Source organism: Streptomyces sp. NPDC054841 (assembly GCF_053611045.1).
Map to the genome: position 1 here is coordinate 1 of NZ_JBSGZO010000089.1, position 23,527 is coordinate 23,527.

A 23,527-nucleotide genomic window follows, 5' to 3' on the forward strand; every position below is an offset into this window, starting at 1 on the left:
GCTCTACGGCGTCGGCGGGGGCGCCGCTCGGAAGGAAGCAGCGGGGGCGCCTCGGAACGCCCCGCCGCTCAGAAGGAACCGACGTTGAGCAGAGGCTCCTGGACGCCGTCGCCGTCCTCGGAGGGCGAGGTCCAGTCGTAGCTGCCGGCGCTCTGCAGAGCCGCCTTCACGGTGCTGGGGGAGGCACCGGGGTGGGTCGCCCGGTACAGGGCCGCGCCGCCCGCGACATGGGGCGAGGCCATCGAGGTGCCGGACAGGGTGGAGTAGCCGCCGCCCATGAAGGTGGACTCGATGCACACACCCGGAGCGATCAGGTCGACGTCGGAGCCGTAATTGGAGAAGTCGGCGAAGGTGTCGTCCTTGTCGCTGCGGCACGTGGGTGAGCCGAGACCCCCGGACTTGCCGTCGAAGTCGGCCAGCGCGCTGACGGTGATCACTTCGTCGTATGCGGCGGGGGCGGTGTTCTTCGCATCGGCGTGGTCGTTGGCGGCCGCGACGACGTAGGTGACGCCCTTGGCGACGGAGGCGCAGATCGCCTGGTGCATGGCGTCGTTGTCGCTCGCGCCGCAGTTGCCGTCGTCGGCGCCCTCACCGCCCAGGCTCATGTTGACGACGTCGATCTGGTCGGCGTGCTCGGTGACGTAGTCGATGCCGCAGACGACGTCCGCGGTGGAACCCCACCCGAGTGGGCTGAGCACCTGGACCGGCCAGATCCGGGCGCCCGGTGCCACACCGACCACCCCGGTGTCGTTGTCCAGGGCGCCGACGATGCCGGCGACGTGCGTGCCGTGACCGTGCAGGTCCATCTGGTCCATCTGGGGCAGCCAGCAGTTCTTGCCGCCGGCCGCGTAGACGTTCAGGTCCGGGTGGTTCGCGTCGACTCCGGTGTCGATCACCGCGACGTCGACGTCGACCCGGTTGTCCGCGCCGTCAATGGCGGCGGTGGGGCTGAGATCGGCCTCGGCCCGGTCCACGCCGGTCGGGACCGACTGGGCGGCGGTCCGCACCATACGGTCGGGCTGCACGGACTGGACCTTCGGGTCCTCGGCGAGCGCGGCCGCCGCGCTCGCGCTCATGGACGCCGCGTAGCCGTGGAGGGCGTGGCGGTAGATGTGCTTCACCTCGGCGCCCATGGAGGATGCCTGCTGCACGGCCGCGTCCACGGCCGCGTCTTCCCCTCCGACTACGGCGGTGTCCTTGAGGGTCACGATGTACTGGCCGGCGATCTGGCCGGACTGTGCAGGTGCTTCGGCAACTGCGGGAGCCGGGGACGTGGCGGCAAGGGCGAGGACAAGGAGGGCGACGCCGACGATTTTGGGCATCCCAGACCTTTCTTTCGGATGTCGACGGGGGGTGAACCGGCTTTTGCGTGACGGTTTTCCGCAATGTCCGATGTGTTTGGTGCTTACAGCTAGCAGGTTTGCGGTGGCATGCCGGTCCGACATCCGAGCGATCACCGGTTTGCTGACCTCCCGTCATCCATACAGCTCCGTCATATGCCTTCGGTGATGTCCCCCTTCGCGGACCGGATCCCGCCGAGCGCTCCGCCGTTCCGTGCGGCGGCACCCGGCCGATGCCGGGGTCCGAGCCCCCGGCCGATGCCGGGTCCGAACCCCCGGCAGGTGAATGGCAAGTAGCCGCCATGGCAGGTAGCCGCCAACCTTTGGTCGCCCCAAGCGACTTATGAGCGCTCAGACTCTTCGGAACACCCCGGACCCACCCTTCACCGGGAGTACGAGGAGAGACATTCATGACCAGAGCGCCCGCGAGAAGGAGAGCCCGGCTGCTGGCGGCCGGGCTCTCGCTCGTACTGCTCCCGGCCGGACAGGCCCTCGGCGCGGAGCCCCCCGACAGCCCCAAGGGCAGCGTCGCGCCCGCGGAATCGGCCCCCCGCCACACCGTCACTCTCATCACCGGCGACGAGGTCACCGTCACCGATCTCGGCGGTGGCCGCAAAGCCGTCGCCGTCGAGCGCCCCAAGGACGCCACCGGTGCCGTACGCAGCGAGATATCCGACGGCCGCGTCACCGTCGTACCCGACGAGGCCCGGCCCTACCTCGACGCCGGGGTCCTCGACAAGCGGCTGTTCGACGTCACCGGGCTCATCGAGCAGGGCCTCGGCGCAGGCGAACCGCTCCCGCTGATCGTCACGTACGCCAAGGGCAGCCGTGCCGCCACCCCGCGCGGCGGGGACACCGTGCGGTCCCTGCCGAGCATCGGCGGCGCGGCGGTGAAGGCCGAGCCGGGGATCCTCTGGGACGCGGTGGCCACCGCCACCACGCGCCGTACGTTCTCCGGCGGCATCGAGAAGATCTGGCTCGACGGCCGCGTCGAGGCCGACATGGCCGAGTCCAACGCCCAGATCGGCACCCCCGACGCCTGGGCGGCCGGACTCACCGGCAAGGGCGTCAAGGTGGCCGTCCTCGACACGGGTGTCGACGCGGGCCACCCCGATCTCGCCGGACGCGTCGGTGAGTCGAAGAGCTTCATCGAGGGCCAGGAGGTCGCCGACCGCCACGGCCACGGCACCCACGTCGCCTCCACCGTCGGCGGCAGCGGCGCCGGCTCCGACGGCAAGGAGAAGGGCGTCGCGCCGGGCGCCGACCTCGCCGTCGGCAAGGTCCTCGACAACGCCGGCAACGGCAGCGAGTCGCAGATCATCGCGGGCATGGAGTGGGCCGCCAAGGACATCGACGCCAAGGTCGTGTCGATGAGCCTCGGTTCGCGGGAGCCGAGCGACGGCACCGACCCGATGGCGGAGGCCGTCAACACCCTGTCCGCCCAGACCGGCGCCCTCTTCGTCATCGCCGCTGGCAACGCGGGAGCTCCGGGCAGCCTCGGCTCACCGGGCGCCGCCGACGCGGCGCTGACCATCGGCGCCGTCGACTCCGCCGACCAGGCCGCGTACTTCACCAGCCAGGGCCCGCGCTACCGCGACCACGCCCTCAAGCCGGACCTGTCCGCGCCCGGCGTCGGCATTCTCGCCGCCCGCTCCCAACTGACCTCCGGCAGCGGCCTGTACACCTCGATGAGCGGCACGTCCATGGCCACGCCGCACGTCGCGGGCGTCGCCGCGCTGCTGGCCGAGGAGCACCCCGACTGGACGGGCGCGCAGCTCAAGGACGCGCTGATGTCGTCGTCGAAGCCGCTCGACGCGTCGCCGTACGTGCTCGGCGCCGGCCGCGTCGACGTGCCGGCCGCGACCCGCGCCACTGTCACCGCGACCGGCTCCGTCGGCCTCGGCTTCTACGGCTGGCCCTACGAGGCCAACAAGCCGGTCACCAAGGCCGTGACGTACACCAACTACAGCGACGCGCCCGTCACGCTGACCCTCGCCGTCGAGGGCACGCCCGCCGGTGTCGCCACGCTCGCCGACACCACGCTCACCGTGCCCGCGCACGGCACCGCGCAGACCACCGTCACCGGTGACGGCGCGAAGGCCGCCGTCGGCAACAACGGCGGCCGGATCACCGCCACCGCCGCCGACGGCACGGTCGTCGCCCGCACCGCCATCGGCCTGGTCAAGGAGGAGGAGCGGTACACCCTCACGGTCCATGTGAAGGACCGCGACGGCGCCCCGACCGCCGCCTTCCTGGGCGTGCAGAAGCTCGCAGAGGGGGAGGACCCGTTCCCCGCGACGGTCGGTGCGTCCGGCACGCTGGAGCTGCGCCTGAGGCCCGGCACGTACACCGTCGACACCTTCCTCGACGTACGCGGCAGCAAGGGCGAGGACTCCCTGGGCCTGGGCTTCCTCACCGAGCCGGAGATCACCCTCGACCGGGACCGTGAGATCACCCTCGACGGCCGCAAGCTGCGCGAGCTCCGCGCCGAGGTCGACAAGCGCACCGAGACCCGTCAGCTGCTGATGGAGTTCGACCGGAAGGCGAACGGATCCCACTACGGCGGGGCGGTGCAGGTGCCGCCCAAGTACGACTCGGTCTTCGCGGCGCCCACCCGCAGGCCGGACACCGGCACCTTCGAGTACCGGACCGTCTGGCGTCTCGGCAAGCCGATGCTGGAGGCCGAGGCCGGGGGCAAGCGGATCGGCGACACCAGGGTGCAGGCCGGTACGACCCCCCTGGACGGCGAGCTGCGGCTCGGCATCGTGGACGCGGGCGTCGGTGACGCAGCCGCCTACGAGGGCAAGGACGTGAAGGGCAAGGTCGTCGTCGTCCGCCACACCGGCGCGGTCGCCCCGCATCAGCTCGCGCAGAACGCCCAGGACGCGGGTGCCAAGACGCTGTTCGTCACCGACGACGCGCCGGGCCGGCTGATGGCCTGGTTCGGCACGGCCGAGTACGCGGACCGTCCGCTGCACGTCGTGACCGTCAACGCCGCCGACGGAGCACGGCTGATCGCCTCGGCCGCCCGCCACGAGCGGGTGGAGCTGACCGGCACCCGGTACACGCCCTACGCGTACGACCTCTCCGAGGGCCACCCGGGCGCGATTCCGGCCGAGGACCTGACCTTCCGGCCGGGCGAGCGGGACCTCGCGGTCCTGGACACCCGCCTCCACGGCACCAGGCCCGCGGTCGGCGGCGAGTTCCGCTACTCGATCACCGACACCTTCCCCATCGGCTTCGGCTTCCCGGAGTGGATCGCCTTCCCGGCGGAGCGCACCGACTACGTCAGCACCGGCCCGGGCCAGCACTGGCACGAGTCCCTCACCAACGGACCCGACGCCATCGAGCAGCGCAGCGGCCTGAACGTCTACAAGGGCGGCACCCGCTCCACGCTGAACTGGTTCAAGCCGGTCTGGCACCCGTGGCTCGGCACCGGCCTCGGCTGGGGCCAGACGCGCACCGGCAACAGTCTCCGGTTCAACACCCCCGGCTGGGGCGACTCGGGCCCGGACCACACCGGCTTCGGCAACGTGTGGAACGAGGACTCGATGACCCAGTTCACCGAGGTGTACGTGGACGGGGTGCGGGTCGACCGCAAGATGAGCTCGGGCGCGTACGCCTGGGACGTCAAGCCCACCGAGCAGGAGTTCCGGGTCGTCACCGACACGACGCTCGACCCGGAGCGGTGGGTGCTCTCCACCCGCGGCCACTCCGAGTGGACCTTCCGGTCCAAGGAGACCCCGGCCGACCGGGAGACCACCGTGCCGATGCTGAACCTCGGCTTCGACGTCGACACCGACCTCACAGGCAATGTGCGGGCGGGGAAGAAGCTCGACCTCGGGATCTTCTCCGAGTACGTGAAGGGCGCCTCCGGCACCGGGAAGATCACCGGGGCCACCCTGGAGGTGTCGTACGACGACGGGAAGACGTGGTCGAAGGTCCGGCTCGACGGCGTACGCGGCAAGTCCGCCGCGTGGGAGGCGTCGCTGTGGGTGCCGAAGGGCGCGCGGTCCCTCTCGCTGCGGGCCTCGGCCGCCGATGACCAGGGCGGCTCGGTGAAGCAGGAGATCATCCGGGCGGTCGGCGTGAGGTGAGGCGCTGACGGCTCCTGAACAGAGGCCCGGTACGGCGATGCGGCGCCGTACCGGGCCGCTTCATGTGCCCGTGTTCCCATGCCCGTGTTCCCATGCACGTGTTCATGAGCCGGCGTTCATGAGCCTGCGTTCATGAGCCTGCGTTCATGGGCCGGCGTTCATGTGCCCGTGCTCACGCGCCGGTGTTCATGAGGTCGTGCGGCGCCTGGTGTCGAGCGACCACGTGTGGGTGCAGCCGGGGCACTGGAGGTGGACGACCGTGCCCTTGTTGGAGATCAGATAGCGCCAGTGCACACGGCAGTTTCGCCGGTCGGCGCAGGTGGCGCAGTCCCGTGCGTCGTCGCAGCCGGGGCAGGGCACCCAGGCGCGGCGCGCGATGTCCGCCTGCGGATCAATGGGCAGCCGCACGGCCCGGCTCCCCTCCGGGAAGGACGCCGGCGGCCACGAGCATGTCGTACGTGCGCTGCTGGTCGGCGTCGAGGCCGGAGTAGAGCAGCGTGTACGCCGCTTCCTCGCCCTGCAGGGCGGCCACCGGGTCCCAGTCGGGCCCGAGCGCGGCGACGACCTCGGCCCGTCGCCGGGCCTCTTCGAAGGTCAGGTCGATCGTGAAGGGTATGAGGTCGGGCGCGTGGTCCTGGTCCATGGCGAGACTCCCGGTGGTGCCGGTGGGGGTCTGCCACGTGTACCAGAGGGCCCGGCTGCCAGGGAAGGGAACCCTAAGTTGCTGTGACGCACCTCATGGCTGCGTCGAGGCGCGTTCCCCGTGGGGCACGATCCCCCGTACGACCCCCAGCTCCACGAGGTCCTGAGGGCGCAGCCGCAACTGGTCCGCGGTCGACGGCGCCGCGGAGGGGGCGCGCTTGAGGATGGCCGCGGCCAGCTCCGGCGCGATGACGGAGAAGTAACTGTCCGGCGTGGCCCAGGTGTTGCCCGGAGCGGCGAGTGCCAGGGCCCCGCCCGAGCCGCCCTCGCCGATCACGAGTGTCGTCACCGGGACGCGGGCGGACGCTATCGCCGCGAACACGTCGGCGATCGCGGCGCCCGCACCCTCCCGCTCCGCCTCGGCGTCATTGGCGGCGCCGGGCGTGTCGACGAGCGTCAGCACGGGGATTCCCAGCCGGTCCGCGAGCCGGACCAGCCGCGCGGCCGTCCGGTACCCGGCGGGCCGGGTCGCGGTCCCGCCCTGCGCGGCATACGCGACGGTCCGGCCGCCCCGCAGCCCGAACCCGCACACCATCCCGGGGTCCCTCCCGCCGCACCGGTCCCCATGGACGTCCAGCCGCTCCTCGAAGTACGCGTCGAGGTACGCCCCGGCGCGAGGTCTGCGGGAGTCCCGGGCACGCTGCACGGCTTCCCAGCCCGTGGGTGCGGCGGCCCCGGCATCCCCGAGGGCGTGGGGTGGCGGCGTCCCGGTCCCGGTCCCGGCCTCGGTCCCGGCTACGGCCTCGGTCCCGGTGTCTGTGCCGCCCGTCAGCAGTGTCAGCCACAGCGACAGCGTGGACCGAAGGTCCTCCGGGCGGACGATCGCATCGATGTGGCCCGCCGCCAGCTGACCCTCGGCCGTGTACGCCGACGGATCGGCGTCCGGCGGGCGGACGCGGGAGCCGGCGAAGCCGACCTGTGCGCCGGGCAGGGCGAGGATGACGTCCGCACCCGCGCCCAGCGTGGCCCAGCCGCCGCCCGTCGTCGGGTCGCGGAGCACGGCGACCTGGGGCAGTCCGGCCGCGCGGGTCAGAGCGGAGGCGCGGGCCACCCGCTGAAGCTGGGTGAGGGCGATCATGCCCTCCTGCATACGGCTGCCGCCCGTCGCGATCAGCGACACCAGCGGCATCCGCCGCTCGCGGGCGTATGCGTACGCCGCCTCCAGCCGGTCGCCGGTCCGTTCACCCAACGACCCGCCCAGGAAGCCGAATTCGAACGAGACCACCACGGCCCGGCTGTCACCGATCCGTGCCGTGCCCCAGACGACGGACTCCTCCTCGCCGCTACGACGAGCCGCCCGCGCCAGCGACGCGCCGTACCCCGCCCACCCGAGCGGCCCGTCGCCGGACTGTGCGGTCGCCGTGGGATTCGCTTCCTCGAACGCGTCGGCTGTCAGGGCGATCGCCTCGCGGGCCGTCAGTCGTTCAGCCATGGGTGAGCGCCCGCTTCATGATCTTGCCCATGTCGTTGCGGGGCAGCGACTCCAGCATGTGGACCTTGCGCGGCCGCTTGTGCGGGGCGAGCTGGCCGGCGACGTGGTCGGACAGCTCCGCCGCCGACGGCGGTCGTGCGGGATCCGTGGGCACCACCCACGCCACGATCCGCTCGCCCAGATCCTCGTCCGGCTCGCCGGTCACCGCGGCCTCGCGTACCCCGGGGTGCTCCAGCAGCGCGTTCTCGATCTCGCCGGCGCCGATCTTGTAGCCGCCGCTCTTGATCAGGTCCGTCGCCTTGCGTCCCACGATCCGTACATAGCCGTCCGCGTCCCGGACCGCCATGTCGCCCGTACGGAACCAGTCTCCGTCGAACGCCGCCTCCGTCGCGTCCGGCCGGTTCAGGTACTCCGTGAAGAGATTCGTCCCCCGCACCTGGATCTCGCCGACCGTCTCGCCGTCGTACCCCGCGATCTCGGTCCCGTCCTCCTCGACCAGCCGCAGCTCGACGCCCGGCAGCGGCAGACCCACCGACCCGGCCCGGGGCTCCCCGTCCACGCGCACGCTCGTAATCATGAGCGTCTCGGTCATTCCGTACCGTTCGACGACCCGCCGGCCCGTCGCCGCGAAGATCCGCTCATGGTCGTGGACCGGCAGCGCCGCCGAGCCCGACACCAGCAGCCGTGCCCCGGCGAGTGCCTTCGCCAACTCCGGGTCGCCCTCCGCCGCTTCGGCCAGCCGGTGGTACATCGTCGGCACCCCGAACAGCATCGTCCCGCCCGTCCCGAGCTCCCGGGCCACGCCGTCCGCCGAGAACTTCCCCAGGTGCCGTACGGAACCGCCCCGCCGCAGCGGCCCGAGGATCCCCAGGATCAGCCCGTGCACATGGAACAGCGGCAGTGCATGGACGAGGACGTCGTCCCCGCTCCACGCCCACGCGTCCTCCAGCGCGTCCAGCGTCGCCGCGATCGCCCGCCGCGGCAGCACCGCACCCTTCGGCGGGCCGGTCGTCCCCGACGTGTAGACGACCAGCGCGGGCGCGCCCGGATCCGGCTCCGGCGGCAGCGCGCCCCCGGCCCCCGAGCGGTCGGACACCGGGATGTCCACGCGCTCCAACCCGTGCAGTGCAGATGGCAGTTCCTCACCCGGAGCGGCGAGTACCAGCGCCGGCCCGCTGTCGCCGACGATATGAGCCAGCTCCCGCTCGCCGGTCCTCGGGTTGAGCGGCACCGCGGGCACCCCCGCGAGCAGCGCGGCGACCACCCCGACGGCGGTCTCCAGCGACGGGGTGGCCCACACCGCGACCCGCCCCGCTCCCACGAGCCGGCCTGCCAGCGACCCGGCCGCCGCGGCGAGTTCGCCGTACGTCAGCGCACGGTCCCCGAAACGCAGTGCGGGCCGGCCGGAACCCTCGACATCCGCGGCCAGGGCCGGGAAGAGAGCACTCACTCGTCGTCCTCCTCAAGTCACGTGTGCACAGGGCTGTTCATCCTCGCCCACCGCCGCCACCATTCTCCCCACTACTTGCTACTCGCGCGTAACAGACGCTGAGGGGGGACGAGACCCTCTCCGGCCGCTTCGCCTGCGGGTGTCCCCGCGGAGTCGGCCACGAGTGCGGGTGTCCCTGCGGAGCCAGGGTCTGTCCGGGCCTGATACGGGCCTGGTCCGGGCCTATGTCCTGGCGGCCGACGCCCGCGCCCGCTCCGTCTCGTCGCCGCCCGGGCGGATGTTCCGCATCCGCCCGTACGCGTACACACAGCCCGCCAGCGCCAGATCCGACAGCAGCATGTAGCCGATCGAGTAGGAGCCCTTCGCGCTGTAGACCGCGCCCATCACCAGCGGCGGTACGAAGCCGCCGAGCCCGCCCGCCGCGCCGACGATGCCGGTCACACTGCCCACCTGCGGCTGCGGTGTCACCTGCGCGACGAGCGCGAAGACGCTGCCGCTCGCGGTGCCGAGCCCCGCGGCCATGCACAGCAGCGCGACCGTGCCGCCCGGCGCGATCGGCGGATCGAAGGACTGGACGATCGCCCACAGCGCCACGAAGCCCAGCGCGGCGGCGGTCACCAACGCCGGATGGACATGGTCGGAGATCCAGCCGCCGAAGGGCCGGAAGACGACGGCGATCAGCGCGAACCCGGCGGCCTTCGTGCCCGCGTCGGTCGGTGACAGCTCGTACCAGGTCTTCAGATACGTCGGCAGGTAGACGCCGAACGCCACGATCCCGCCGAAGCCGATCGCGTACAGCGCCGACAGTTCCCAGGTCACCCGCAGCCGCCCGGCCTGTTCGAGCCGCGACGCCAGGGAGGCCGTCGGCACCGGCCGGTCGGGCCGGTCGCGGAGCAGGGCGGCGGCGATCAGCGCGTACACGGCGAGCGCGGTCGCGACGACGTAGAAGGGGAGGTCCTCGCCGGCCTTGGCGACGCGGGGCGTGAAGAACCCGGACAGTGCCACCCCGCCCATGCCCATGCCGAACACGCCGATCGCGAAGCCCCGGTGGACCGGCGGGAACCACGAGTTGACCAGCGGGACGCCGATCGCGAACGTCGTACCGCCGAGGCCCAGCAGAAAGCCCACCACGAGCATCGCGCCGTACGAGGCCTTCGCCGGGATCAGCAGCAGCACGGGCACGATCGTCAGCGCCGACACCAGCGGGAACATCAGCCTGGCGCCGTACCGGTCGGTGAGCGCCCGCGGGGATCCGGCCCAGCGAGCCCACGAGAACCGGCACGGCCACGAGCAGCGACTGTTCGAACGAGGTCAGTCCGAGCCGGTCCTTGTAGATGCCGCTGAGCGGCGCGATCAGGTTCCACGCCCAGAAGGTGAGCGCGAAGCCGATCGTGGCCACGACGAGGTTGCGGTAGGCGGTGGCGGAGGCCCTGTCTGCGGTGTCCACGAGGTCAGTCAAGATCGAGGCGGGCGGGCAGGCGCGCGGTGCTGGGCCGTACGGCTCACGGCATACGGTGCCTACGGCTCATAGTTCATACGGCTCATACGGCTCATACGGTTCACGGCAGCGGGAGAGCGATCTTCACCGCGTACACGGCCACCAGGCCGAACCCCAGGCGGAAAGTCCAGGCTCGCGCGCTCGCACCGATCCGGGCGCCCGTGAACCCGCTCGCCGCGACGAGCAGCTGCTGCCAGAAGAGCGAGGCGGCGAACACCCCGGCCACGAACACCGCGCCGGCCGCGCCGCCGCGGAGCGCGGCACCCTGCGCGGTGGTCAGCGCCGCGAAGTACAGCGCGGTGGTGGGGTTGACGAGGGTCAGCGCGGCGAACCTCGTGAATGTCCGCACGGTGCCGCCGGCCCGGTCGGCCCCGGCCGCCACGGGGTCGTCGGTCACGCGGCGCGACGCCCACAGCCCTCGTACCGCGATCACCATCAGGACGGCCGCCGACACGAGGCGAACCCACGCCTCGACGCCCGAGAGGGCCGACGCGACCAGCGGGCCGAGGGCCGTCGCCACGGCCGCGTAGGCCATGTCGACGACCGCCACGGCGGCGGCCGCCGCGACCGCGTGCCTGCGGTCGCGCATCCCCTCCTGGATCAGCAGGACGCCCATCGCCCCCAGGGGCACCGCCACACCCAGTCCGGCGGCCGCACCCGCGACCGCCGTCGTCCACATTCCGCTCACCCGCCACACTCTCGACCGCACGCGTTCGAAGCGCGACCGAATTTCTCCCGGGAAGGCGGGCGGCGCCCGCCGGCCCACACGTGAACAGGTCGGTGATCCGGCCCGCTCGGGGCCGCCCCCGGGCGGCGTCCTCAGGCGGCGTCCTCAGGCGGTGAGCGGATCGAGGATCATCCCCCGAATATGGCCCTCCATCATCTCCCCGAGCCCGAGCACCGCGCAGATGTCGGGCCGCTCCGCGATGTGCACGGGCATACCGGTCGCGTCGCGCAGCATCTGGTCGAGACCGGGCAGCAGCGCGCTGCCGCCGACCATCATGATCCCGCGGTCGGCGAGGTCGGCGACCAGGTCGGGCGGGCATTCGCGCAGGACCTGCCCGATGCCGTCGAGCACGGCGGTCAGCGGGGTGTGGATGGCGTCGCGCACGGCGGCGGTGTCGACCCGTACCGAACGGGCGAGGCCCGTGGCCACGTCACGGCCGTGGATCTCGGTGGAGGCCGGCCCCTGGAGGGTGAGGCCGTTCCCGCTGAGGGCCAGCTGCAGGGGGCGTACGGACTGGCTGGGCAGCATCAGTGCGTGCTGGTGGCGGAGGTGCTGGATCACGGCGTGGTCGACGGCCTCACCGCCGACGGGGAGCCGCACGGCCGTGACGATCGAGCCCAGGGAGAGGACCGCGACCTGGGTGGTGGCCGCCCCGCACACCATGACCATGGTGGCGGTCGGCTGCTCCACCGGGAGCCCGCAGCCGACCGCGGCCGCGATCAGCGTGTCGACCAGCTCGACGCGGCGGGCGCCGAGGCCGACGAGCGTCTCCACCGTGGCGCGCTGCGCGAGCGGATCGGCGTCGTGCGGAGCGCAGGCCGCGGCGCGCAGCCGGGGCCTGCGGCGCAGGTGGCGGCGGAGCTTCTCGCCGAGCAGATGGCGCAGCATGCGCTGGGCCATGTCGATGTCGATCACGCTGCCGCCGGAGACGGGGCGCATGACCCGGATGTAGTCGGGCGTACGGCCGGTCATCTTCTCGGCGAAGTCGCCCACGGCGATGAGCGCGCCGTTACGGGTGTTGACGGCGGCCACGCTCGGCTGATCGACGACGAGCCCGGCGCCCTTCACGAAGACCCGGGTCCTCGCGGCGCCGAGATCGACGGCGACATGGCAACGACGCAGCTGCTCAAGACTGACGGTCACGACAGATCCTCCCGAGAGCGGTTCCTGTTCGCATCGTCCGATCGCCGGGCGCGCGGCGCGCGCTGAGCTGAGCCGGTCGGGGGTGGGCCGGGGGGAGATACCTGACGTCACATCAGCTGGTGCGGCAGCCGCCGGCCGCGCGCCGTCACATCAGCCGTTGCAGCAGTCCCCAGCTGAACTCCGCCACGCAGGGCCGTCCGCCGGGCAGGGTGAACGCGAGTCGCCACCGCGTCGGGGCCGTGCCCTCCATCGGGCGTACCGGGGCGAACGCCCTCGCCACCTCGTCGACCGTGCAGGACCAGGGGCGCAGATCCTCTTCCGTGCGCAGCACCGGGCCCGCCGCTCCCGGTGCCCGTACCAGCCACTCGTTCCACACCGCCCCGCCGGGCGCCGCCAGTACCTCGAACCGCAGGTCGGGCCAGAGCGGTACCGGCCACAGCAGCGCGTCGCACTCCAGGTCGCCGATCCGGCGGCGGGACGTCGACTCGGGGGTGCCGAGCACGGAGCGGTACCGGGCGAGCGGGCCGCGGCCACGCGGCGAGCGGGCCATCGCCTGCCAGCGGCGGTTCGCCTCTCTCATGTCGGCGATCGACGCACCCAGTTCATGGCGGGCGTCCTCGACGAGCCCCGGCTGATGGTCGGCCATCCGGCGCAGCAGGACGAGCTGGAAGTCGCGCGGCCCGAAGGAGTTCATGCCCCCATCGTGCCCGTATCACCTGGTCCGGGAGGGCTCCATGGCCAGCCGACGTGCCGGGCACGTGATGTTTCCACACAGGATCCTCACAGTCCCGGCTACCTCTGTTGTCCCATCGCTGCATACGCTGCGGGCGCCATGGATTACTGCTACCAGTGCCGTCGACACCTCAACGGGGCTTTGGCGTGCGCCGGGTGCGGTACTCCCGCGGAGGAGCTACGGCACCACAGCCCCGTATCGACGGGCGACGACGTCGTCATCGAGCTGGGCGGTGCGCACGGTGAGGACCGGCCGCCCGCCGGACACCGTCGTGCCCCCGCATCCGGTCGCCGTGACCGCAGGGCCGGCGCCCGCCGAGCGCGCCGGAGGCGTGGGCGGAAGGTGCTGCTCGGGACCGTCGGGCTGGCACTGGCGGCGGGGGCGCTGAGCCTGGCGGAGCTGGCGAGGGAGTCGTCCGGCGACGACGGCACGGCCGTCGAGGTCCGCGAGGAGGAGTCCATCGCGGTCGACGACATACCCGAGCCGACCGGCAGCGCCGAGCCGCCGCCCGGTCCGAGCGCGGTGAGCGAGGCGCCCACGACGTCGTCGGGGGAGCCGGCCAGGCCGAGCACGCCAGTGGTCCGGGGGAGCGCGCGGCGCGGTGTCGCCGCGTCGTCCTCGCAGGCCGAGCCGTCCGTGTCGTCGTCCGCCGCGCCCGAGCCGAGCAGCGACGTTTCCCCGTCGGGTACGGCCGGCCCGTCGCAGCCGGCGTCGTCGACGCCGCCCGGGCAGCCCGGGCCGCCGCCGCAGCCCGCGCCCACGCCGAGCCCGACCGAGACGTGCACCTGGTTCCTCTTCTGGTGCACGTAGGCCCATGCGGAGCCCCCGGCGGGCATGCTTGACGCCCGTCCGGTGTCCGAGGGCAGTCGTTCGAGCCCGCCGGTCGGTGCGGGGCACGCTTGACGCCCGTCCGGTGTCCGAGGGCAGTCGTTCGGGCCCGCCGGCCGGTGCGGGGCACGCTTCACGCCCGTCCGGCGTGTGCGTGTGAGGGCGGACGGGCCCTACGCCGTCGGCTCACCCAGCATTCGCTTGAGCAGGTCCCGCAGTACCGTCCGCTCCTGCGCCGACAGCTCGGCGAGCGGCTCGCGCGCGAAGCCCAGGGATTCGCGCAGCTGCTGCGCGGTCGTGCGGCCCGCTTCCGTCGCGGCGGCGATCTTCACGCGGCGGTCGGCCGGATCGGCCCGGCGCTCGACCAGCCCGCGCGCCTCCAGCCGGTCGATGATCCCCGTCACGTTCGACGGCTCGCACTTCAGCTTCTGCGCGATGCGGCGCATGGCCGTGGGCTCCACGGAGAGCAGCCCCAGCACCCGGGCCTGCGCCCCGGTGAGGGCGTGCCGGCTCGCGGCCTCCTCGTACTCGTCGTGGTAGCGGGCCACGACGGAGCCGATGAGTTCGACGACCTCGAGGGTCAGCGGGTCTGTTCGAGTGATGGCCATACCTGTCAGCATACCCAGATACTTGACAACATGAAATATTCAGGAGCATGGTTGTTTCAGTACATGAAGCTTTTCTAGGAGGCACCGCAGCCATGTCCGCTCTTCCCGCGTCCGGCCGTGAATGGCACCTCGTCGCCCGTCCGCAGGGCTGGCCCAAGCCCGAGGACTTCGCCCTGCGCGAGGCCCCGGTGGCCGAGCCCGGCGAGGGCCGGATCCTCGTCCGTAACCTGCACTTCTCGGTCGACCCGTACATGCGCGGCCGGATGAACGACGTGAAGTCGTACGTTCCCCCGTTCCAGCTCGACCGGCCCATGGACGGCGGCGCGGTCGGCGAGGTCATCGCGTCGAACGCGGAGGGGTTCACGGTCGGCGACCACGTCCTGCACTTCCTCGGCTGGCGTGAGTACGCGGACGTGGACGCCAAGCAGGCCGTCAAGCTCGACGCCTCCGCCGCCCCGCTCTCGGCCTTCCTGGGCGTTCTCGGCATGCCCGGGCTCACCGCCTATGCCGGACTCTTCGACGTCGCCTCCTTCAAGGAGGGCGACGCGGTCTTCGTCTCCGGCGCCGCCGGTGCGGTCGGCAACCTGGTCGGCCAGATGGCGAAGCTGAAGGGCGCGTCCCGGGTCATCGGCTCGGCCGGCTCCGACGAGAAGGTCAAGCTCCTCGTCGAGGAGTACGGCTTCGACGCCGCGTTCAACTACAAGAACGGCAACGTGGCCGAGCAGCTCCAGGCGGCCGCCCCCGACGGCATCGACGTCTACTTCGACAATGTCGGCGGGGATCACCTGGAAGCCGCGATCTCCTCGCTCCACGTGCACGGCCGCATCACCGTCTGCGGAATGATCGCCCAGTACAACGCGACCGAGCCCACCCCCGCCCCGCGCAACCTCGCCCTGGTCATCGGCAAGCGGCTGCGCATCCAGGGCATGCTCGTGCGCGACCACGAGGCGCTCCAGCCGCAGTTCGTGCGGGAGGTCTCGGGCTGGCTGCGCTCCGGCGAGCTGAAGTACCAGGAGACCGTCGTCGAGGGCATCGAGAACGGTGCCGAGGCGTTCCTGGGCCTCATGCGTGGCGAGAACACCGGCAAGATGATCGTTTCTCTCGACCGGTAGTCTCGACCCACACCGCCGCGATCGTGGGCGCGAGTCGCGGCGCACAGAGAAGGAAACCTGCATGTCCATCCAGCAGTCCGACGTCCTGTACACCGCCGTCGCCACCGCGGAGAACGGCCGTGACGGTCGCGTCGCCACCGACGACGGCAAGCTCGACGTCGTCGTCAATCCGCCCAAGGAGATGGGCGGTTCCGGCGCCGGGACGAACCCGGAGCAGCTCTTCGCCGCCGGTTACAGCGCCTGCTTCCAGGGCGCGCTCGGTGTGGTCGCCCGCCAGGAGAAGGCCGACATCTCCGGTTCGACGGTCACCGCCGAGGTCGGCATCGGCAAGAACGACGAGGGCTTCGGCCTCATCGTCAAGATCTCCGCGAGCATCCCGAACGTGGACGCCGCCACGGCCAGGGACCTGCTCGAGAAGGCCCACCAGGTGTGCCCGTACTCCAAGGCCACCCGCGGCAACATCACGGTCGAGCTCGCCGGCTGAGCTGATCGCGTATCGTTGAACGTGAGGGCCGTACCCCGACCGACCGGGGTGCGGCCCTCCCGTCTCACCGGTCTCAGCCCAGCAGGGCTCGCCCGACCTGGGCGAACACACCCTTCGGGTGGTCGCGGAACAGCGGTTCCGTGCCGAACAGCACCACCCGGGCGCCCTTCGCCGACCTGCCGCTGACGATCGACGCCTTGCCCGCGGAGTCCTTCGGGCCGCCCTTGCCGTCCGCTCCGGCCCGCCAGTGGCCCGATACCAGCGGGTTGCCGGCGCCGTAGGACTGGTCGGCCCGCACGCCACGGCCCAGGTCCGTGAACCACAGCGGCGAGTAGACGAACGTATGCGCCGGGGCGCCGCCGGTCAGCGAGCCGCCCGCGTTCGTGACCCGTACGACGCCGTTGGCATCACCGTTTCCCGCGACCGCCTTCACCGCGAGCAGACCGGCCTGCGCGTTGAACGCCGCGCCGTCCGGACCGAGCCCGACGACCCCCACCCCGCTCGCGCGGAACGCGTCACGCGCCGCCGGTGTCAGCTTCCCGTACTCCAGACCCGCCGATACGTACAGGACATCGGCCTTCGACCAGTCGAAGCCCGCGTTGAGGGCGCCCGTCGACACCGGCACCACGTCGAAGCCCATCTCGCGCAGCGCGAACAGCTCACCGGCGCTGACCGCCGCCGCGACCCTGGTCCGCTTCAGCGGCGCCGTGCCGCGCTGCGCGGTGGCCCGGAAGGCCACGCCGTACCGGTCCGCCAGCACCGCCGCCCTGCCGCGCGCCGAGCCCGGGACGATCGCCGAGCCGTCGGCCGTGCGGCGCACCGCCACGCCCTGCGCCAGCAGGGAGTTCAGCGCGGCGAGCTCCTTCGGGTCGCCCAGGCGCAGCAACAGATCGCCATGGCGCGCCACATGACCGGTCGGCGCGGCGGTGTGCACCGGACGGCTGTCGACCTTCAGCTCACCCCGGACGGCCTTGTGCACGGTGGCGCCCCACAGCAGTCCGAGGCTCCAGCCCGAGATGTCGTACATGGTCGACACGTCGGCGCTGATGTCCCTGCCCTCGGCGAGGATCACGTTCGCGATACCGCGCTTGGGCTGGTGCATGTCGACGACGTACGAACCGGCCGGATACGTACGGCCCGCCAGCCAGAAGCCCTTGCGCGCCCGCTCCACCCGTACGTCGTTGGCGATCAGGTGGTCGACCAGCCGGGCAGCCGCGGTCGCGCTCCTCTGTCCCCTGCCCGCCGGGATGACGTACGCCCGCGGGAAAGTGGTCGTGTAGACGTCCTCGGGGCCGATTCCGGGCACGCCCGGCACGGTCTCCTCGGACACCGGCCGCTGTGCCTCGCCCGCCGCTCCCCGCCGGAACGTCTCGATCTGATCGGCGAGCACGGACGTGCGGTGCGTGTGCGTGTAGTCGAGCGCCGCGCGCATCGCCGCGCCCGCGACGGCCGTGTTGATCGCGGCCCGGCGGCGCAGTTCGGCGACGGGGAGGGAGTCGTAGTCCTCGTTGTTCACCGCCATCGGGAACTCGATGGTGTGCGCGGCGACCGCGCCCTGGAAGGGCATGTACTGCGGGGTGAAGACCGGCGGCCAGTCGTCCCAGCCCTCCTTCTGGTCGCGGAAAGGGATGACGGCGGGCTCGACACCGTCCTTCTGCGGGGTGTAGCCGAGGCCGTTGACCGCCTTCTCCATGCCCAGCGCGTTCGCGTAGGCGTTCTTCAGGAAGAGGTCGTACTCGTAGTTCTCGCCGTGCGGCGGGGTCGTCGGCTCGATGAGGGTGCCGTTGACGTACCCGTGCAGGTCGAGCATCACGGCGGGCTGCTTGTCGATGGCGATCTGCCGCATCGCGCGGGTCTCGGGCTGCGAGGCGGTGATGAAGTCCCGGTTGAGGTCGAAGCCGTTGGCGTTGGTGCGGGTGCCGGCGATACGGCCGTCCGGGTTGGCGGTCACATTGAGGTGGATCCTGTTCCTGGCGAGCAGGTCCGCGGTCTTCGCGTCCTTCGCCTTCGCCAGTTCCTCGATGAGCTTCAGGGCGGCGTCCGTCCCCTCCCACTCGTCGCCGTGGATGTTGTTGTTGATGAAGACCGGGGTCTTGTACGCGGCCTTGATGTGCCGGTCCCCGGCCGCCGCGGCCGGCCGGTTCTCGATGAGCTCGCGCATCCGTTCCTGGTCGCGGGCCTGCTTGGCGGTCTCCGGCGCGGTGACGGTCACCAGATACAGCTCGTGCCCGCCCGCCGAGCGCCCGGCGATCTCGACACTGACCCGGTTGCCCAGCTTCTGCAGGGCGTTCAGACGGGGCGCCAGCGCGTGGTACGGGGCCAGGCCCAGCTTTATCGACTTGTCGGCCGGGTTGACCGGCGGAGGTGTGAGCACGGTCCGCCGTGGATAGCCGCCCTCCTTGCGCAGCGCCGGCGTCGCACTCTCCAGCGCCCGCAGCGCGGCGCCCCCCACCGGCGTGGCGTCCCGCCCGGTGTCCCGGCCCGCACCCTCGCGTAACGGGTGCGGGTGCGGGTGCGGGTGCGGCTGCGGTCCGTCCGGGCCGGGTGCGGCGGACGCGGGAAGCGGGGCGAGGAGCAGCGCGCCGGCGACGGCCGCACAGGCGGTGCTGATCAGAACAGGTCTGCGGATCGCCATGCCTACACAACCTCCAGAGGTGATCAATACGCAGGGTCTATCGTGTCGTGACCCGGACAACAAGAGGGCGCCTCGGGACCGCCGGTTAAGGTGGGCGCATGCGTGATCTAGGGGTTGGCTTCGGCTATCTGTTGAAGGGTCAGCGATGGGTCGGCCGGCACGGCCGGTGGTTCGGTTTCGGGCTGCTGCCCGGACTGATCACCCTCGTGCTGTACGCCGGCACCCTCATCGGGCTCGGATACGGCGCGGACGACCTGGTGGGCTGGTCGACGCCGTTCGCCGACGACTGGTCGTCTCCGTGGCAGGGGCTGTTCCGGGGCTTCCTCACCGCGCTGGTCTTCGTCTTCGGACTCTTCCTCGCCGTGATCACCTTCACCGCGGTGACGCTGCTGGTCGGCCAGCCCTTCTACGAGTCGCTGTCCGAGCAGGTCGACCGGAGCGAGGGCGGGGACGTCCCGGAGTCCGGGCTGCCGCTCTGGCGCGAGCTGTGGATCTCCGCGCGGGACAGCCTGCGCGTGGTGCTGCGGGTCGCGCTGTACGGCATCGTCCTCTTCGCGCTCGGCTTCATCCCGGTCGTCGGACAGACGGTCGTCCCGGCCATCGGCCTCTGCGTCTCCGGGTTCTTCCTCGCCGAGGAGCTCACCGCGGTGGCGCTGCAGCGGCGCAGCGTGGAGCTGAAGGAGCGGCTCGCGCTGCTGCGCGGCCGCCGGCTGCTCACGCTCGGCTTCGGCGTTCCGCTCGCCCTCGCCTTCCTCGTCCCGTTCGTCGCGGTCTTCCTGATGCCGGGCGCGGTGGCGGGCGCGACGCTGCTGGTACGGGATCTGACGACGCCCCAGGGCGAGCCGGAGCCGGCCGCGCCGACGAGCGGCGCGCTCTCCTTCGACAAGCCGGCCGGCAGGCCCGCGTCCTGGTAGCCGTCAGGGAGCCGTGTTCACCGCCGTCGTCACGATCGCCCGGACCTGAGCGATGATGTCCAGCCGGTTCCGGACGAACTCCGGGTCGGTGACCGCGCCCGTGGCCGGGTCCGTGTTGCCCGCACCGAACTGGAGCACCGGCGTGTGGACATGGCCGCCCGGCAGCGTGTCATGCAGCCCGAGGCGGTCGCGCAGCAGGGTCGCGCGATAGGCGATCTCGTTGGACAGGTAGTTGCCGCCCCCTCCGGAGCGGGCCGTGGAGCCGGGAGTCGGTCCTTCCGGGCGGACCACCGCGTCGGTGGCGCCCGCCGGTATCTCGGTGACCGACGTGTTGTCGTACACCGGGAAGCGGCCCGTCTGCGCGGCGGTGATCGCCGCGTACGGGAGCGTCGTCGACGTCCACTGCGGCTGCGAGGCGGGGTCGGCGACCGGCACGGTCTCGGTGCGCGACACGTTCTCGTTGTCCGGGAACCCGCCGCGCCAGGCGCCGTTGGTGCGCTCGATGTCGAACCTGCCCACCCGGCCCTGGCTCACGGTCGTGAAGAGGTCCGCCTCGGGCAGCCGGTGGCGCAGGGTCCGCTCGACCGTCCCGGCGGCGAAGTCGGTCCAGCGGACGGGGAAGACCGCCGTCTCGATCCGGGCCAGGCCGCCGTCCGCCGTACGGATCCAGGTGCCGTCCAGCGCGAGTGCCGTCGCCCCGCTCGGATTGCTGATCCGGATGTCACGGTCCAGCGTGAAGGGGTCGAAGCCGGTCACCACGATCCGCTTGAAACCCTTGCCGTCGATGCCCTTGCCGCGGGGGAAGTTCATCGTGTCCTGGCCGCGCGAGGTCCGCTCCAGCCGGTCGAGCAGCCGGGCGCGTTCGGCGTCGGACAGCCCGAACCCGGGCTGCCACTGCCGCAGTTCACGGGTCATACCGAGCCGGGACCAGTACAGCGGCCGGTCGTCGTCCCGGCTCAGGTCGCCGCGTACGGGACCCCTTCCCTGCGCCCGGTCCACGGCCCGCCGCCACAGCCGCGAGCCGTGCGCGTCGACGGCGCGCACGGCCTCCGCGTAGGAGCCCGCCGCCCCCAGCGCCCGCGCGAACTCCGGTGCCACCGTGCCGAATCCGCTGCGCCGCAGGATCTCCTGCGGTACGGCCCGGTCCAGCCGCTGTTCCTCCACGGTGGCGACACCCGGCACGTCCGCTGCGCCCGCCGGCGCCGTACCGAGCATCGTGCAGGCCACCGCCGAGACGACCAGCACTCCCAGTGTCCGCCGCACGCTGTATCCCTTCCCCAGACGAATCCGAAGTCGCCAGTATCGGGAAGGAGTTGCGCTGTGACCAGAGGGACCAGGCCCTGTCCGGGCGATCTTGTCGGGCCCGCGACGCTCCCCCAGAGCTTCGCCTGGGAGGTACCCCCAGCTACGGCACCTCGCTGCGTTGTCGGAGTCACCCAAGTACGCCCAGTACGAGGGCGATCTCCCCCAGAGCCGCGCCTGGGAGGTGCCCCCACCGCCTTGCGATGCGTCCCCTCGGCCCCAGGGGGCCGGGGGAGACCCCATGTATCTGACGCCGCGGCCTGGTCCTCGAAGATCGCCCGGACAGGGCCTAGCGTTGCTCCAGCAGTGTCAGGAAGTCCCGGAACGCCGCCGGAACACCACCTGGGAGTACGAATCCCTGGAGGCGACCCCCACCACCGCCAGGATCCGCGTCCGCAACAGCGGCTCACGTCCCGGCCGCGAGACCGTCCGGATCCACCTCGCCCCCGTGGCGGACGGCGAGGAACGTCCGCTCCGCCGGCCGGCCCGCTTCGCGACGGTCGGAGCCGCACCCGGCGAAACCGCGGACGTGGAGATCGCGCTGCCACGGCGCGCCTTCGAGATCTGGGACGAGGAGAGCGGATCCTGGAGGTTCGTCCCCGGTTCGTACGAGGTGCAGGCGTCGCACTCCCTCGACGACCGCCGCCTGGCCGCCACCCTGGAGGTCTGACGGACCCGATACGGCCCCGGGGTGGCACCTGACAGCCACCCCGGGGCTCACGCACTCCCGCAGCCACTCCCGCGTGGCCGGCCCGTCCTACGCGGGCGCCTTGGCGGCGGTGATGTTGCGATACGCGACTTCCGCCATCTCCCTCTGGCCGTTCTTGTTCGGATGGAACCAGTCCCAGTGGCTCAACTGCTCGCCGGAGAACGGGGTGTCGAAGACTTCCCCGCCGTCGTACCGGCAGCGCAGATCCTTCGCACAGACGCTCTTCAGCGCCTGGTTGTACGCCACGACCCGGTCGTGCACCAGGGACCGCCGCTCCTGCGCCTCCTTGCTCAGATCATCCGCGTCCCCCAGCATCGAGGTGCAGAGCCCGAGCTTCCAGAGCTGCTTGCCCAGCGCATTGCCGCGCCCGGTCGACCACAGCTGCTTCAGGTCCGGCACGCTCGACACATACACCTGGGCCTTGGGCGCGGTGCGCCGCAGTGAACGCATCGCCGCCGCAAACGACTCCGTGAAGTCCGCCACCGGCGTCATCTCGTCGGGCGAGTCGCTGCAGGCGTCATTGGCGCCCACCAGCACCGTCACCAGCTCGGGCCGGTGGGCTGCCGCGTCCGTCATCTGGCCGGGCAGTTCGGCCACCCGCGCCCCGGTCCGCGCGTGGTTCCAGGCGCGCTTCGAGGCCGCCGTCGTACCGAGCAGCCGCAGCGCGAGACTCCGTACCTCCGTGTCGGTGCCGGTCACCCAGGACGCCTCGGGGCAGTCGGAGAATGCGTTGCAGGCGTTGAAGGCCCGGGTCATGGAATCGCCGACGGCGGCGACGGACGAGGGGCTGCGGTCCCAGACCGGTGTCGTGGAGGGAGAGGGGCGGGGCCGATTCGGCGGGGCCGCCGCGGCGGCGCCGCTCTGTGCGGTGAGCGAGGGCGATTCGCATCCGCTCAGCCCCGCAAGTACGACTAAGACCGCCGCCGTCAATGCGGCGACGGCGGCTGGCGGTCGAAGGCCTGTTCGCCCGCCCCGCCGGATTTCACGCATCCTGCCCTCCCATTAGGCGTCCTGGCGGGTGAAACCTTGGTGCGTACGGCCCCCCAGCAGGGCGGTACGACACACCTCGGTCGCCGACGCACGGTAGCTTTTCCCCCGTCGAACCAGAGGCACCTTGCCGACCGGCTCCGGTAAATTACATCACGTCAGATGCTGTCCGTTTTTCGGGTGTTTGCGAAGTTTCACTCCCGATGCTGTTTACTGAGGCCGCTGGGAAGGCGAACCTCGTCCCACACTGGAGGTCCCGGTGACGACACGTGGAGTTCTGTACGTGCACTCCGCACCGCGCGCGCTGTGTCCGCACGTCGAATGGGCGGTCGCGGGTGTGCTCGGCCTGCGGGTCCAGCTCGACTGGATCCGGCAGCCCGCGTCGCCCGGCACATGGAGAGCGGAGTTCTCCTGGAAGGGCGAGCCGGGCACGGCCTCCAAGCTCGCGTCCGCGCTCCGCGGTTGGCAGATGCTCCGCTTCGAGGTCACCGCGGAACCGTGCCCCACGGCGGAGGGCGAGCGCTACAGCGCCACCCCCGAACTCGGCATCTTCCACGCGGTCACCGGCATCCACGGCGACATCCTCATCCCCGAGGACCGTCTTCGCGCCGCCCTCGCCCGCTCGGCGCAGGGCGAGACCGATCTGGAGGCCGAGATCGCCAGACTCCTGGGCAAGCCCTGGGACGACGAGCTGGAGCCCTTCCGCTACGCCGGCGAGGGCGCGCCGGTCCGCTGGCTCCATCAGGTGGTGTAGGACGCCGCCAGGGGCCGGGAGCACCCCGTACCCCCCGACATGACCGAGGGCCCCATCTCCCTTGCGGAGATG

19 protein-coding genes and 1 pseudogene are annotated in these 23,527 nt (G+C 71.9%); 7 read left to right on the forward strand and 13 right to left on the reverse strand.

The window, feature by feature from the left end; translation table 11 throughout:
• Positions 1-68 precede the first annotated feature (68 nt).
• The gene (locus tag ACWGI8_RS15080) at positions 69-1,322 is read right to left on the reverse strand and encodes a S8 family peptidase (protein ID WP_453661069.1); all 1,254 of its coding nucleotides are present in this window, start codon (positions 1,320-1,322) and stop codon (positions 69-71) included.
• A 428-nt stretch (positions 1,323-1,750) separates the two neighbouring features.
• Here ACWGI8_RS15080 and ACWGI8_RS15085 point away from each other — a divergent pair, with 428 nt between their 5' ends.
• Entirely contained in the window at positions 1,751-5,437 is a 3,687-nt protein-coding gene (locus ACWGI8_RS15085; RefSeq protein ID WP_453661071.1) for a S8 family serine peptidase, read from the forward strand.
• Between the two features lie 186 nt (positions 5,438-5,623).
• On the opposite strand, the gene ACWGI8_RS15090 is transcribed toward ACWGI8_RS15085, so the two are convergent.
• From ACWGI8_RS15090 to ACWGI8_RS15125, 8 genes and pseudogenes are all read right to left on the reverse strand, one after another.
• On the reverse strand, positions 5,624-5,845 hold the full coding sequence (locus ACWGI8_RS15090) for a hypothetical protein (protein ID WP_453661072.1): 222 nt from the start codon (positions 5,843-5,845) through the stop codon (positions 5,624-5,626).
• Positions 5,829-6,080, reverse strand: coding sequence for a DUF6400 family protein (locus tag ACWGI8_RS15095; RefSeq protein ID WP_453661074.1), 252 nt, complete (start codon positions 6,078-6,080; stop codon positions 5,829-5,831). Before ACWGI8_RS15095 ends, ACWGI8_RS15090 begins: the two co-directional genes overlap by 17 nt.
• 93 nt (positions 6,081-6,173) lie before the next feature.
• Complete coding sequence (locus ACWGI8_RS15100; RefSeq protein WP_453661075.1) at positions 6,174-7,571, reverse strand: carboxyl transferase domain-containing protein; 1,398 nt, start codon at positions 7,569-7,571, stop codon at positions 6,174-6,176.
• Positions 7,564-9,021, reverse strand: coding sequence for an acyl-CoA synthetase (locus ACWGI8_RS15105; RefSeq protein WP_453661077.1), 1,458 nt, complete (start codon positions 9,019-9,021; stop codon positions 7,564-7,566). The genes ACWGI8_RS15100 and ACWGI8_RS15105 overlap by 8 nt, the downstream gene beginning before the upstream one ends.
• A gap of 222 nt (positions 9,022-9,243) precedes the next feature.
• Positions 9,244-10,480 (reverse strand): annotated as a pseudogene (locus tag ACWGI8_RS15110) (nitrate/nitrite transporter).
• A 100-nt stretch (positions 10,481-10,580) separates the two neighbouring features.
• Positions 10,581-11,198, reverse strand: a complete 618-nt coding sequence (locus ACWGI8_RS15115; protein ID WP_453661099.1) for a LysE family transporter — start codon at positions 11,196-11,198, stop codon at positions 10,581-10,583.
• Positions 11,199-11,351: 153 nt separating this feature from the next.
• Positions 11,352-12,389 (reverse strand): rod shape-determining protein, encoded by a 1,038-nt coding sequence (locus ACWGI8_RS15120; protein WP_453661079.1) that lies wholly within the window; start codon positions 12,387-12,389, stop codon positions 11,352-11,354.
• A 145-nt stretch (positions 12,390-12,534) separates the two neighbouring features.
• The gene (locus ACWGI8_RS15125; protein ID WP_453661081.1) at positions 12,535-13,083 is read right to left on the reverse strand and encodes a hypothetical protein; all 549 of its coding nucleotides are present in this window, start codon (positions 13,081-13,083) and stop codon (positions 12,535-12,537) included.
• A 138-nt stretch (positions 13,084-13,221) separates the two neighbouring features.
• Here ACWGI8_RS15125 and ACWGI8_RS15130 point away from each other — a divergent pair, with 138 nt between their 5' ends.
• Positions 13,222-13,932: an SCO2400 family protein gene (locus ACWGI8_RS15130; RefSeq protein WP_453661083.1), complete on the forward strand. Its 711-nt coding sequence runs from the start codon at positions 13,222-13,224 to the stop codon at positions 13,930-13,932.
• Between the two features lie 191 nt (positions 13,933-14,123).
• Here the strand turns inward: ACWGI8_RS15130 and ACWGI8_RS15135 are convergent, their stop codons facing one another.
• Positions 14,124-14,558 carry a MarR family winged helix-turn-helix transcriptional regulator gene (locus tag ACWGI8_RS15135; protein ID WP_453661084.1) on the reverse strand — a complete coding sequence of 145 codons (435 nt, stop codon included), beginning with the start codon at positions 14,556-14,558 and terminating at the stop codon, positions 14,124-14,126.
• A 92-nt stretch (positions 14,559-14,650) separates the two neighbouring features.
• On the opposite strand from ACWGI8_RS15135, the gene ACWGI8_RS15140 reads away from it, so the two are divergent.
• Both ACWGI8_RS15140 and ACWGI8_RS15145 read left to right on the forward strand, forming a co-directional pair.
• Complete coding sequence (locus tag ACWGI8_RS15140) at positions 14,651-15,670, forward strand: NADP-dependent oxidoreductase (protein ID WP_453661086.1); 1,020 nt, start codon at positions 14,651-14,653, stop codon at positions 15,668-15,670.
• A 61-nt stretch (positions 15,671-15,731) separates the two neighbouring features.
• A complete protein-coding gene (locus ACWGI8_RS15145) occupies positions 15,732-16,154 on the forward strand; it encodes an organic hydroperoxide resistance protein (protein WP_453661088.1) in 423 nt (140 codons plus the stop codon).
• A 73-nt stretch (positions 16,155-16,227) separates the two neighbouring features.
• On the opposite strand, the gene ACWGI8_RS15150 is transcribed toward ACWGI8_RS15145, so the two are convergent.
• Positions 16,228-18,789 carry a M14 family zinc carboxypeptidase gene (locus ACWGI8_RS15150; protein ID WP_453661090.1) on the reverse strand — a complete coding sequence of 854 codons (2,562 nt, stop codon included), beginning with the start codon at positions 18,787-18,789 and terminating at the stop codon, positions 16,228-16,230.
• Positions 18,790-18,887: 98 nt separating this feature from the next.
• Here ACWGI8_RS15150 and ACWGI8_RS15155 point away from each other — a divergent pair, with 98 nt between their 5' ends.
• Complete coding sequence (locus ACWGI8_RS15155; protein WP_453661092.1) at positions 18,888-19,703, forward strand: EI24 domain-containing protein; 816 nt, start codon at positions 18,888-18,890, stop codon at positions 19,701-19,703.
• A gap of 3 nt (positions 19,704-19,706) precedes the next feature.
• Here ACWGI8_RS15155 and ACWGI8_RS15160 read toward each other — a convergent pair whose 3' ends face one another.
• On the reverse strand, positions 19,707-20,918 hold the full coding sequence (locus ACWGI8_RS15160) for a pyroglutamyl peptidase (protein ID WP_453661100.1): 1,212 nt from the start codon (positions 20,916-20,918) through the stop codon (positions 19,707-19,709).
• Between the two features lie 382 nt (positions 20,919-21,300).
• On the opposite strand from ACWGI8_RS15160, the gene ACWGI8_RS15165 reads away from it, so the two are divergent.
• Positions 21,301-21,675, forward strand: a complete 375-nt coding sequence (locus tag ACWGI8_RS15165) for a fibronectin type III-like domain-contianing protein (RefSeq protein WP_453661093.1) — start codon at positions 21,301-21,303, stop codon at positions 21,673-21,675.
• 87 nt (positions 21,676-21,762) lie between these two features.
• On the opposite strand, the gene ACWGI8_RS15170 is transcribed toward ACWGI8_RS15165, so the two are convergent.
• Complete coding sequence (locus ACWGI8_RS15170; protein WP_453661095.1) at positions 21,763-22,704, reverse strand: SGNH/GDSL hydrolase family protein; 942 nt, start codon at positions 22,702-22,704, stop codon at positions 21,763-21,765.
• Positions 22,705-22,960: 256 nt separating this feature from the next.
• Between ACWGI8_RS15170 and ACWGI8_RS15175 the strand changes: the two genes are divergently transcribed.
• A complete protein-coding gene (locus ACWGI8_RS15175) occupies positions 22,961-23,455 on the forward strand; it encodes a DUF3145 domain-containing protein (protein WP_453661097.1) in 495 nt (164 codons plus the stop codon).
• The last annotated feature ends 72 nt before the right edge of the window (positions 23,456-23,527 follow it).